Annotated in this window: 13 protein-coding genes and 2 pseudogenes; 2 read left to right on the forward strand and 13 right to left on the reverse strand. The window is 62.3% G+C overall.

The features are described from left to right. Both M6D32_RS23940 and M6D32_RS23945 read left to right on the forward strand, forming a co-directional pair. The coding region (locus M6D32_RS23940) for a glutamine synthetase (protein WP_298260965.1) at positions 1-817 on the forward strand (817 nt) is incomplete at its 5' end. Positions 818-1127: 310 nt separating this feature from the next. Then, on the forward strand, positions 1128-1634 hold the full coding sequence (locus tag M6D32_RS23945) for a substrate-binding domain-containing protein (protein WP_366145858.1): 507 nt from the start codon (positions 1128-1130) through the stop codon (positions 1632-1634). Positions 1635-1975: 341 nt separating this feature from the next. Here the strand turns inward: M6D32_RS23945 and M6D32_RS23950 are convergent, their stop codons facing one another. From M6D32_RS23950 to M6D32_RS24010, 13 genes and pseudogenes are all read right to left on the reverse strand, one after another. Continuing rightward, on the reverse strand, positions 1976-2257 hold the full coding sequence (locus M6D32_RS23950; RefSeq protein ID WP_298260967.1) for a hypothetical protein: 282 nt from the start codon (positions 2255-2257) through the stop codon (positions 1976-1978). A gap of 245 nt (positions 2258-2502) precedes the next feature. Beyond that, positions 2503-2658: a hypothetical protein gene (locus tag M6D32_RS23955; protein WP_298260969.1), complete on the reverse strand. Its 156-nt coding sequence runs from the start codon at positions 2656-2658 to the stop codon at positions 2503-2505. A gap of 9 nt (positions 2659-2667) precedes the next feature. Continuing rightward, positions 2668-2901 (reverse strand): hypothetical protein, encoded by a 234-nt coding sequence (locus M6D32_RS23960; protein WP_298260971.1) that lies wholly within the window; start codon positions 2899-2901, stop codon positions 2668-2670. Positions 2902-3346: 445 nt separating this feature from the next. After that, positions 3347-3772 (reverse strand): hypothetical protein, encoded by a 426-nt coding sequence (locus M6D32_RS23965; RefSeq protein WP_298260973.1) that lies wholly within the window; start codon positions 3770-3772, stop codon positions 3347-3349. A 143-nt stretch (positions 3773-3915) separates the two neighbouring features. Next, complete coding sequence (locus M6D32_RS23970; RefSeq protein ID WP_298260975.1) at positions 3916-4116, reverse strand: hypothetical protein; 201 nt, start codon at positions 4114-4116, stop codon at positions 3916-3918. 287 nt (positions 4117-4403) lie between these two features. After that, entirely contained in the window at positions 4404-4673 is a 270-nt protein-coding gene (locus M6D32_RS23975; RefSeq protein ID WP_298260977.1) for a hypothetical protein, read from the reverse strand. Positions 4674-4684: 11 nt separating this feature from the next. After that, on the reverse strand, positions 4685-5029 hold the full coding sequence (locus M6D32_RS23980; RefSeq protein WP_298260979.1) for a tRNA-binding protein: 345 nt from the start codon (positions 5027-5029) through the stop codon (positions 4685-4687). After that, entirely contained in the window at positions 5026-5616 is a 591-nt protein-coding gene (locus M6D32_RS23985) for a hypothetical protein (RefSeq protein ID WP_298260981.1), read from the reverse strand. The genes M6D32_RS23980 and M6D32_RS23985 overlap by 4 nt, the downstream gene beginning before the upstream one ends. 310 nt (positions 5617-5926) lie before the next feature. Next, entirely contained in the window at positions 5927-6583 is a 657-nt protein-coding gene (locus M6D32_RS23990; protein ID WP_298260983.1) for a hypothetical protein, read from the reverse strand. Positions 6584-6662: 79 nt separating this feature from the next. Next, positions 6663-6854, reverse strand: a complete 192-nt coding sequence (locus M6D32_RS23995) for a hypothetical protein (RefSeq protein ID WP_298260985.1) — start codon at positions 6852-6854, stop codon at positions 6663-6665. A 334-nt stretch (positions 6855-7188) separates the two neighbouring features. Then, complete coding sequence (locus tag M6D32_RS24000) at positions 7189-7986, reverse strand: transglycosylase SLT domain-containing protein (protein ID WP_298260986.1); 798 nt, start codon at positions 7984-7986, stop codon at positions 7189-7191. Between the two features lie 127 nt (positions 7987-8113). After that, positions 8114-8351, reverse strand: a pseudogene (locus tag M6D32_RS24005) (DUF2442 domain-containing protein). A 114-nt stretch (positions 8352-8465) separates the two neighbouring features. Beyond that, a pseudogene (locus M6D32_RS24010) lies at positions 8466-10686 on the reverse strand (vitamin B12-dependent ribonucleotide reductase); the annotation flags it as partial.

Below are 10686 nucleotides of genomic sequence, written 5' to 3' on the forward strand. Positions count from 1 at the left end.
CGGCGTGCTCGTGATGTGTGAAGTCATGATGCCTGATGGCAAGACGCCACATCCGACCAACAAGCGCGCTACCATTCTTGATGATCCGGATGCCTGGTTCGGCTTCGAGCAGGAATATTTCTTCTACAAGGACGGCCGCCCGCTCGGCTTCCCAGAATATGGCTATCCCGCGCCGCAAGGCCCGTACTACACCGGCGTCGGCTACAAATTCGTAGGCGACATCGCGCGCAAGCTGGTCGAAGAACATCTCGACCTCTGTCTTGCGGCCGGCATCAACCACGAGGGCATCAACGCCGAAGTCGCCAAGGGCCAGTGGGAATTCCAGATCTTTGGCAAGGGCTCGAGAACCTGCGCCGACCAGATGTGGATCGCCCGCTATCTGTTGCTGCGCCTGACCGAAAAGTACGGCATCGACATCGAATTCCACTGCAAGCCGCTCGGTGACACCGACTGGAACGGCTCGGGAATGCACTGCAACTTCTCGACCAAACACATGCGCGAAGTCGGCGGCAAGGACTACTTCGAGAAGCTGATGGATGCCTTCAAGGCCAACCGCGCCGATCACATCGCTATCTACGGCCCGGACAACCACATGCGCTTGACCGGCAAGCACGAGACCGCTTCGATCGACACGTTCAGCTGGGGTGTCGCCGACCGTGGCGCTTCGATCCGCGTGCCGCACTCCTTCGTCAACAACAACTACAAGGGCTATCTGGAAGATCGCCGCCCGAATTCGCAAGGCGACCCCTACCAGATCGCTTCGCAGGTGCTGAAGACCGTGGCCACCGTTCCGACCGGCGCGAAGGCCGCGGCCTAAGTCACGTAGGCCGCGCCTGCGGCGAACAGCGTCGTTGGGCTCGACCTCCAGCATGATCCGTCAGGGCATATGCTCTGGCGGATCATTGCGTTTTGAAGGTGCATTCGCCGTGCTAGTGCGGTGAATTTGAAGTTCCTATCAGTTTCACGGCAAATCTCGTCATAGGAACTTCAAATTCTAAACCGCACTAGAATCATATGATTGGCTAGTGCTCCTTTGATTCCGAAGTTCGTAAACGTGGAGCCGCAAAATGATACGAACTTCGGAATCGGAGCACTAGAAGCCTCCGCTGCCTTTGGGAGATCGGTGAATGGAAAATTCGGTACGGGTATTATCGACGCTCGCGCTGGCCGGCGCGGTTCGCGCCTTGGCAGAACAATATCGAGCGAAAAGCGGGGCGCGCATTGACGCCGACTTTGCGCCGACCGTGCGGCTGCTCGAGCGATTGAAGGGGGGCGAGACCGCCGACGTACTGATCCTGACCGACGAGGGGCTTGCGGGCCTGGTGTCGGCAGGAACGGTGTTGGGGGAGAGCCGCGTCGATCTTGCGCGTTCCTGGGTTGGCCTTGCCGTCGCCGCTGGCCAGCCGCACCCCGACATTTCGACGGAAGCCGCACTTCGCGTGACGCTGCTCGCGGCGCGCTCGGTCGCTTATTCCAGGCTAGGCGCCAGCGGCATTTTCTTCGCGCAGTTGATCGCGAGGATGGGCATCGAGAAAGAGATCAACGCGCGCGCCACCATCAGTCCCATGGGCTTTACGGCCGAGCGCATCGTCACCGGCGAAGCTGATGTCGCGGCGCGTCGGATCTGCTGTTGAAGTTTCTTGCTTCTGCTGAGGCAACGCCGGCGCTGCTGGAATCCGGGCTGGAGCGGCTGGCGTAGGTGCGTACGGAACGAACCCGCCGCTCACGTGATTGGTGGAACATAGCCCACCACGTCGGGGATCGAGCGATGATCCGGAAGCTGAAGTCCGGCGAGTACCGCCTCTATTCACGAAAAGTGAATCCGAAAACCGGCCGGCGCCGCAATCTCGGTACCTTCAGGTCGCGAGCGGCCGCCGAAAAACATGAACGTGCAGTACAATATTTCAAGCGGCATTGACGGTGTGGACGAAGTCCGGATGGCTTCGCTGCCGCTCGTTATGCCGGCAGAGAAAACTCAGCGCGTCGTGGTTTGACCGACCGGGTGATGGCTCGCAGATCTGGCGCGGTGCACGGGCGCGGGCGCCGTCTCGACGCCTTCATGGCAGGCCATCTGGACCCAGGAGCCATCCGGCCCCTTCTGATAGGCTTGGCACCCGGCGGAGGATGGTTCCTCGCCGGTCGCTTTGGCAGCGGCATCAACGTGTGAATTGGGGCTCGATCCGGTGGCGAACGCAGGCGGGGCGATCGCAGCCAACACGGCGATCGAACCAGCGAAGATCGATTGAGCGATCCTCATTGGGCACGTCTCCGAATGGATTGAAATCACATCGCATGGAATAAGAAACAATTGGGCGATTTTTGGCCAGATGGCGCCGTTTAAGCCTTTTGGCTAAGGCGCTGGCTGACTGATTTTGGCGCGTTCTTAACAAAAAGAAAATGGCGCCCCCGCATTTGCGCGGGCGACGCCTGAAGGTGGGCTTTACCAGCCAGGGAGAAACCGAAAGAGAAGTTCGACGCAAACCTACGAAAACTTGACTCAGCTCACAGATGCTCGCCGTGCTGCTTGGCGCGACATGCGGGGCCGGGACCGCGCATGTAGTGAAGTTCGGGCCGGTAGGGATCGCCCGCCTTCTGAAGCAGGCGTTGGCAACCCTCGACAAGTACGGAAAGGCGAGAAGCGAACAGCGTGACCAGCATGGCAGCCTCTCAATTTGCTTTGCCGAGGACCGACGTGAACGGCATGGCGAAGATCTCGTCGCCGAAGTCGTCGCTGGCATGCAGCGTCCAGCCGCGCCAGTCTTCCCCCGACGGCGCCGTCACCAGCGACCGCACAACGCTCGTGGCTTGTTGCATGGCTTCGGTCAGGTCGCTCACCGCGGCCAGACGACGATCGAACCAGATGCCGTCATCGTTCGAACAGTGAAAGAAGAGCTGAGCCATGTTCCGTCTCCTCGAAGGAAACCGTGATGCATGGTTGGATAGCAGCAGCGCGCGAGTCGGAAAATCCGGATGATTCCCGGGGTGAAACTACGGGGAATTCAGGCAATTTTCTTCAATCACTGCTTGCCTGTGACTTTCGCGGCAGGCGCAACCGATTCCACTGACTCAACTATTTCGATTTTGCGCGAAACGGGGCTTTTTTCGCTGTCATGCGAGGCTTGGCCCGGCGATCCACGACATTGTCAGGGCAAGAACGAAAGAACGACGCGGATCGCCGGCCAAGCCCGGTGATGACGGAAGGTGACAAAAGAAGCACACTCCGGAAAATTCACGCGCTCGTTACGCTCTCTCGCGCTGGAATGACAGTGTTAGCCACACCGCGCCGCGCGCGGGTGTGGCGGCCTTCGTTGGCCCGGTCTCCCAGGCACGCCGGTGCGCTTGCGCCTCAGAACGCCGGGCGGGCGATGTGCCAGAGATTGGCGTTGTCGTAGCCGTTGATGTCGCCAGGCGCCTTGTCGTATTGCGAGGTATAAAGCGGACGATAGCGATAGGCCCACATCTTGCTGCCGTCGTTGCGAATGATGACCGTGAAATCGCCCTTGGCCTTGGCATCGTCGGACGCAATCAGCGGCCTCCAGCGCTCGGCGCATTTGCCGTCGCAGGTCGACGTGTGGCCTGAGGTGTCGCGGTCGAACGTATAGAGCGTCATGCCGTTCAGATCGACGAAGATCGAGCCTTTCCGGGTCTGCGCAACCTTCACGGGAAACAGCGGAGTTTCCTTTTTCGGCGGGGCTTTGGGCTCTTCGCCATGGGCCAGCGCATTCTGGACCGAGAGCAAAAGCGCTACGGCCGTCGCCACAAGTCTGAGCATTCTGCCCCCGCAGGCAATAAGGTAAATCGCGCATTAACGCGCCTAATCGCCGGCGACGTTACGTCGCGAAGGTTAGCGGTGTGTTTCGCTTCCGTGCGGCGAAAAGTCCTCGCTTTCGGGAAGGTGAGGCGCGCGCTGCCACGCTATTTCTTCTGCCGCCGCCCTTGTTCGCCCAGGAGATCGTCGAGCTCCTTGCTCTGGTCCTCGATCCGGTTCGCCAGCCGCTCTTCGTTCGCAGCACCTGATTGGGCGGCCGCCTGTTCGGTGAGCTGGCGCAGGTTATCGCGCAGCACCGCGATGCGGTTGGCGATCTCGCCATCGGAAAGCCGGCTGAAGTCGGTCATGCGGACGAGCCCCCTTAGAGACAAGCTCTAACACATCACGATGTTAGCGGAAGAAGCCGTTGTCATCCATAGCCACGATAAGGTGCGACGCAGCGGCGGTGTGCTGAGTGCACCGGGGAACACAACCCCATCCCGCAAGTTTTTCTCGGTGACTCCGGCGCTTTCGTGTGCCGCGGCCAGCCCACCGCCATAGCGCGTCCAAGACGCGCGCAAACGCGCGTGTGGCGCTGCGCGGCATCCGGGGAAAGCGGCCCGTCAGGCAAACCAGGTCGCCCTGCCAGCCCGGCTCACTTCGCCACCGTCACCCATCGCTCCGTTGCTGCGATCGCGGCAGCATAGAGGCCGTCGGTCGGCTGTCCGCGGTGCAGCGCCTTGCCGACTTCGCAGATCGCAAGAAAGGCGGCCGCGCGCGCCTCCTGTATTTCGAGGCTCTGCCCGTCACCGCCTTGAACGAGCGGAATGAGACCGTTCAAAATCGGCAACGCCTCAGGAGCCGGCTTCGCCGCGGCCTGCTTCAGCGCATCGAGGACCTGACGTGCATTTTCGCGTTCACTCATGGAGCCCTCCCTCAATAAACCGGCTCGCCCGGCGCGACCTCGCTGCGCGGGGTGAGCACGATCACGTTGCCGTCGCTATTCCTGGCACCGAGGATCAAAAGCTCGGAGGTGAATCCGGCGACGTTCTTCGGCGCAAAGTTGCACACGCACACCACAAGCGTACCGATCAGGGCGGCCGGTTCGTAATTGGTGATCTGCGCACTTGACCACATGGTGCGCTCCGCGCCGACATCGACGCCGACTTTCCAGGACGGATTGCGTGCACGCGGAAACGGCTGCACGTCCACGACCTTGCCGATGCGGATATCGAGGCGGGAAAAATCATCGTAGGTGATTTGGGTTTTGAGAGGCGTCATATCGTGGGCTCGGTATGGGATGAGGCGCGCGGCCAATAGAGGATTGTCACCAGCGCGCCGGAGACGATCAGGAGATACACATTGAAGGCGTAGGCGGAGAACGTTGCTTCCTGGACCGAGAGGAGGCCGAGGATCATTCCGATCAACGCCAGCAGATACGCCGGCCGGTCCTCGGTTTCAGGCGCCAGCCACGCTTTCCGCACGGTCGGCAACGCCGCGGCGGCATCGCCGAGGATGGAAAGCACGATGGCGGTGACGGGATCGCCGGTCATGGCCCAGAGCGCGAGCGCCGCCAGCGCGCAGGTGCCGCAGACATAATCGAACGGCCCGAGCCGCCACGAGCCTTTGTGGACGACGAAAGAGGCAATCACGACACAGCCCGGGCTGAGGCCGACGGACATCACCACCAGCGTCGAGATCCCGACGCCGGAGCGCAGTTGCGCCGCGCCCGCGATCAGCGGCACGAACGCCCACAGCAACCAGGTGACGCGGTTCGGCGTCGCTTCGCCCTTCAGGATGGCGCGGACGTAACTGAGGCCGCCCACGAAATTGATGACGGCGCCGGCAATCGCGAAGGAGGCGTGCATGAGGCCCACGCTGCCATCTATCGCGGCAGGCGACAACCGCGGAGGGGTCTCGTGTCCCGGACGCGGCGCGGCATGCTCCCGGCGATGCAAAGCATCGTCCGGTATGACGCGATGCAGATCCGGGGCCTATGACTTGATCACGGGGGATGATGGACCCCGGATAAGCAGCGCAACGCTTCGTGCTGCGCGGCATCCGGGAAACGGAACTGTCATTCCGGGGCGCGTCGAAGATGCGAGCCCGGAATCTCGAGATTCCGGGTCTGGTGCTAACGCACCATCCCGGAATGACGACGATGAGGCTGTATTACTACTATTCCGCGGCGGAAAGGCGAACGACCTGCCGGCCGTTGTTCAGCGCCTTGAGCTCTTTCACGTAGTTCTCAGGCCGCGTCCAGCGCGAGGGCGTTTTCAGTCCCATGAACTCGGCGATGTCGCCGATGAAGCTCGTGCAGTTGGAGATCTCGGCGCTCCACACCGGCGAGCTCTCTTTCAGATGCTTGATGTAGGCGAACACGCGCTTGCCGTCGGCCTCGTTCAGATACACCCGGTAATGCGCGGTGAGATATTCCGGATCGAGATCGCCATAGCTGGCCCCGGTCTCCGACGGCACCCAGGTGATGTAGCCAAGGATGTACCGATCGACGTCACCCGCCGGTGTCAGGCCGGCGACATCGACGGTCCGCTCGCCGGTCTTGCCATACCAGACGAAAGCGTGTCCCCAGCTCGCGGCGGTGCGCGCGCGGAAATCGACGTAGTAGGGGCCTTTGGCGGAAGCCGCCGGCTTTCGCGCTGCGGTCTTGATTGAAGCGGCGTCAGCCGGCGTCTCGATCGAGGCGACCTTGGCGTCAGCGGCGCGCGCCTGCCTCTCAGTGACCGACGCGGCGTGAGCCACGCCTGAAAATCCGATTCCCGCTGCGCCGAGGCCCGCAAACAGGCACAGCGTCAAGTGGCTCAGCCTCTTGGTCATACTGGCTGCCTTTCACTAACACGTAGCGCAGACGCAAGATGCGTCTGCGCTTTTCATCTGGCCAATCTTTGGCCTCGTATCAGTAGCGGGCGACGACCGGGGACTTGCCGACCGGCGATTTTCCGACTGGGGACTTGCCGATCGGCATCTTGCCGACCGCGGGAGCCTCGGAATAGGCCGGCGCGGGCTGCCGGTGCGGAAGAAGGTCGGCTGCGGAAGCCGCAGTCATGAAGGCAAACACGGCCCCGGTTGCAATCAGAACTTTCACCACGAAACATCTCCTTAAAGTCGTTGGCAGGAACTTAACGTTGCCGAAGCTCCGCCAAGCAGGTCCAAGGTGAAGCGCCGGAATGGGTTAACAATGCGGCGGAGTCGCCGCTGGTACAATAACCGCAGCCCCCGCGTTCATAAAATCGCTGGAGTGTTGCGGATCGGCCGCAGTCACCCGCATCACTTTTGCGCGAATTCCGCAGGAAATCTCGCTATTTAATGGGGTTCCCGGTGTGGGATTTGTGCACCCGATCAAATGATGAGCTTTTCAGGCCAGCAGCGACGACATCGCGGGCGCTTGCACTCGTCGTCTCGCTCATCACGCGCTGAGGTTCCTAGTCCGCATCATCGGCCGCAAGCCGCACGAATCGGCGCTTCAACGCATCGACGTGAGCGACATAGGCCGCGACGAGATGATCGCCGCAATGCTCGCCGGCCAGCATCTGAAAATGACGGCGTGCGAAAGCAATCGCGGGGCCCGCGCCGCAGAGATGGATGAAGGCCGCGAGATCCTGCTTTTGGCTCGCGCTCGGCGTCACGTCGCCCATGCGGGCGAGAACCGCGGCGACATGGCGGTCCAGATAAATCGACGTCAGCTCGATGGCGTGGCTCGGGATCGTGCGGATGTAGAGGCTCGCAAATCCGCAGCCGGACTCCGCGACCGCATTGCCCCGGATACAGAACCGCGCAGCCTCGGAGTAAACGCCATCGATCGTCTGGTAGAGGCCGACGGCGCTGGAGGCGGGCGCGTAGATCGCGAACGGATTGAGGCTCAGCCGCCAGCGCCAGTAGGTGCGCGCCACCGGATTGCCTGAACTCTCGACCTGCGCCAGCGCGGCCAATAGTTCGGGCGGGATCGTGGGGGTGGAATAGGCGCGAAACAGCCCCCCGTATTCCCGCCACGTCTCAGCCGGCTCCTTGTCGAGCGCGTGGCCGACGAAGAAGAACAACTCCGTCGGCTTGCGGATCACCTGATAGAGGAGGTTCGCGAGCGCGAGGACCGGAAGCAGCATCGCGACGCTGCCCGCGATCCGAACCATCCGCGGTGCTCGCGCGAGCTTCCTCCGCGCCCATCGTGCGCTACGGCGCCAGCGGCGAAGGCGAGGCAGGAGACGTTTGATTTTTGCGGGCATACGGCTGGTGGGAGGAGGATGGGCGGTTCGTAGGATGGGTAGAGCGCCAGCGATACCCATCGCACGTCTGTCCGTCCACGCATTTGCCTGCAAAAGGTAGATGGGTTTCGCAAACGCTCAACCCATCCTACGCGCTCGATTTGGTCATGTCGCCGCGCCCGGCGAGCAAGCCGGTAATCGAAATGTCCTCGTCGATCGCATCCCAATGCAGGCCGACGCGGCTGATTTCGACCTGCTCACGTTCGGCCAGGGTTGCCCGCAGCAAACGGGGACGACGCAAGTGGCACGCCGAGCGTTCGCCGGTCGGTCAAGTCGACCCACATAGTGTGTTCGTCAAAGCGAACATTAGCTGCCGAAATGCTCATGCCAGGCTTTCAGAATGAGTTCGCGGCTTTCCGCGACCGTTTTCAGGATAGTGCGCAAGCCGCTCTGGCGGAACACGACGGGCATGTTAACTCCGAGCGGCTTGCCTATGCTGTTCAGCTACACCCCGTCGTCGATCCGCACGTGTCGCACTTCATGCAGGTGCCGTTGCGCACGAGGGTAAAGTTGCCGCACTCCGAGCACATCTCGCCCTCGTAGCCTTTTGCCTTGGCTTCGGCGCGACGCTCGGCCTTGGAGGGGGCGGCGGCCTGAGCTGCACCCGCCTTGCTCCACTGCATCGCCTCGAGCTTCTCCGTTGGCGAGAGGTCGTGTTGCGCTTCCTGCTTCCGCGCGACCGCGCCCTCGAGGGTGTCCGCGAGGCGGTGAGCGCCTCCCGGTGACAGCGCCGTCACCTTGCTGCCGCCCGATGGCGCGGAGTCCGAGCCCTGGCTGACCGCGGCAGAGCCGCCGCGCATCACCAGGAGATTGTCGGTCCTGGAACGCGTCAGCCCCTTGGAGAGATATTTGGTCGCCTGCTGGCTGTTGCTCTCGGGCTCCTTGCCTTCCTCGACGCCCTTGCCGAGCGCATCGAAACCGCTCTCGTTGGGATCGACATGGGCGAGGTCGAAGCGCGACATGTAGCTCACCGCGAGCTCGCGGAAGACATAGTCGAGGATCGAGGTCGCGTACTTGATGGAGTCATTGCCCTGCACCGGGCCCGCGGGCTCAAACCGGGTGAAGGTGAAGGCATCGACATATTCGTCGAGCGGCACGCCATATTGCAGGCCGAGCGAGACCGCGATCGCGAAGTTGTTGATGAAGGAGCGCAGTGCGGCGCCTTCCTTGTGCATGTCGATGAAGATCTCGCCGAGGCGGCCGTCGTCATATTCGCCGGTGCGCAAGTACACCTTGTGGCCGCCGACCACCGCCTTCTGAGTGTAGCCCTTGCGGCGATCCGGCATCTTCTCGCGCTCGCGCATCACGATGATGCGTTCGACGAGCTTCTCTACGATCTTCTCCGACACCTGCGTGGCGCGCGCCGCCATCGGCTTGTCGTAGAGTTGCTCGACCGCATCGTCTTCGTCCTCATCGTCAGAGATGAGCTGCGAGTTGAGCGGCTGCGACAGCTTGGAGCCGTCGCGGTAAAGCGCGTTGGCCTTCAGCGCCAGCTTCCAGGAGAGCAGGTAAGCGGACTTGCAGTCCTCGACGGTGGCGTCGTTCGGCATGTTGATGGTCTTGCTGATCGCGCCGGAAATGAACGGCTGCGACGCCGCCATCATGCGGATGTGGCTCTCGACCGAGAGATAGCGCTTGCCGATCTTGCCGCAGGGATTGGCGCAGTCGAACACGGGATAGTGTTCGGCCTTCAAATGCGGGGCGCCTTCCACCGTCATCGCGCCACAGATGTGCACGTTGGCGGCCTCGATCTCGCGCCTGGTGAAACCAAGCGAGGCGAGCAGGTCGAAATTCGGAGCTGCGATCGCCTCCGGCCCGATGCCGAGCTGGTCGCGGATGAAGTCCTCGCCAAACGTCCACTTGTTGAAGGCGAACTTGATGTCGAACGCGGTGGGCAACGCCTTCTCGACTTTGGCTATTGCTTCGTCGGTAAAGCCTTTGGTCCGCAGCGTGGAGGCGTTGATGCCGGGGGCGTTGGAGAGCGAGCCGTGACCGACCGCATAGGCCTCGATCTCGGCGATCTCGCTTTCGCGGTAGCCGAGCGCGCGCAAGGCCGCCGGCACCGCCTGGTTGATGATCTTGAAGTAGCCGCCGCCGGCGAGCTTCTTGAACTTCACCAGCGCAAAGTCAGGCTCGATGCCGGTGGTGTCGCAATCCATGACGAGGCCAATGGTGCCGGTGGGGGCGATGCAGGTGGCCTGCGCGTTGCGGTAGCCGTATTTCTCGCCCAGCATCAGCGCGTTGTCCCAGGCTTTCTTGGCGGCCTTGACCATGCCCTGATCGCGGCAGTTTTCGATGTCGAGCGGTACCGGCAGGATGGAAAGCTCTTCATAGCCGGAGGTCTCGCCGCGCGCGGCGCGGGCGTGGTTGCGGATGACGCGCATCATGTGCGGACGGTTCTTTTCGTAGCCGTCGAAGGCCCCGAGCTCCTTGGCCATTTCGGCCGAGGTCGCGTAGGCGACGCCGGTCATGATGGCGGACAGCGCGCCGCACAGCGCGCGGCCTTCCTTTGAGTCATAGGACAGGCCGATGGTCATCAGGAGGCCGCCGATATTGGCAAAGCCGAGGCCGAGCGTGCGGAATTCGTAGGACAATTCCGCGATCGCCTTCGACGGGAACTGGGTCATCATCACCGAGATCTCGAGCACCACGGTCCACAGC

Source organism: Bradyrhizobium sp. (assembly GCF_027307225.1).
In the GTDB taxonomy this organism is placed as follows: Bacteria; Pseudomonadota; Alphaproteobacteria; order Rhizobiales; family Xanthobacteraceae; genus Bradyrhizobium.

Excerpts from the sequence above, each read along its gene's own strand:
- M6D32_RS24000 (WP_298260986.1), bottom strand. The coding sequence starts at position 7,986 with ATGCCCGCAAAAATCAAACGTCTCCTGCCTCGCCTTCGCCGCTGGCGC.
- M6D32_RS23945 (WP_366145858.1), top strand. The coding sequence starts at position 1,128 with ATGGAAAATTCGGTACGGGTATTATCGACGCTCGCGCTGGCCGGCGCG.
- M6D32_RS23980 (WP_298260979.1), bottom strand. The coding sequence starts at position 5,029 with ATGACGCCTCTCAAAACCCAAATCACCTACGATGATTTTTCCCGCCTC.
- M6D32_RS23955 (WP_298260969.1), bottom strand. The coding sequence starts at position 2,658 with ATGCTGGTCACGCTGTTCGCTTCTCGCCTTTCCGTACTTGTCGAGGGT.
- M6D32_RS23975 (WP_298260977.1), bottom strand. The coding sequence starts at position 4,673 with ATGAGTGAACGCGAAAATGCACGTCAGGTCCTCGATGCGCTGAAGCAG.
- M6D32_RS23965 (WP_298260973.1), bottom strand. The coding sequence starts at position 3,772 with ATGCTCAGACTTGTGGCGACGGCCGTAGCGCTTTTGCTCTCGGTCCAG.
- M6D32_RS23985 (WP_298260981.1), bottom strand. The coding sequence starts at position 5,616 with ATGCACGCCTCCTTCGCGATTGCCGGCGCCGTCATCAATTTCGTGGGC.
- M6D32_RS23960 (WP_298260971.1), bottom strand. The coding sequence starts at position 2,901 with ATGGCTCAGCTCTTCTTTCACTGTTCGAACGATGACGGCATCTGGTTC.
- M6D32_RS23990 (WP_298260983.1), bottom strand. The coding sequence starts at position 6,583 with ATGACCAAGAGGCTGAGCCACTTGACGCTGTGCCTGTTTGCGGGCCTC.
- M6D32_RS23950 (WP_298260967.1), bottom strand. The coding sequence starts at position 2,257 with ATGAGGATCGCTCAATCGATCTTCGCTGGTTCGATCGCCGTGTTGGCT.
- M6D32_RS23970 (WP_298260975.1), bottom strand. The coding sequence starts at position 4,116 with ATGACCGACTTCAGCCGGCTTTCCGATGGCGAGATCGCCAACCGCATC.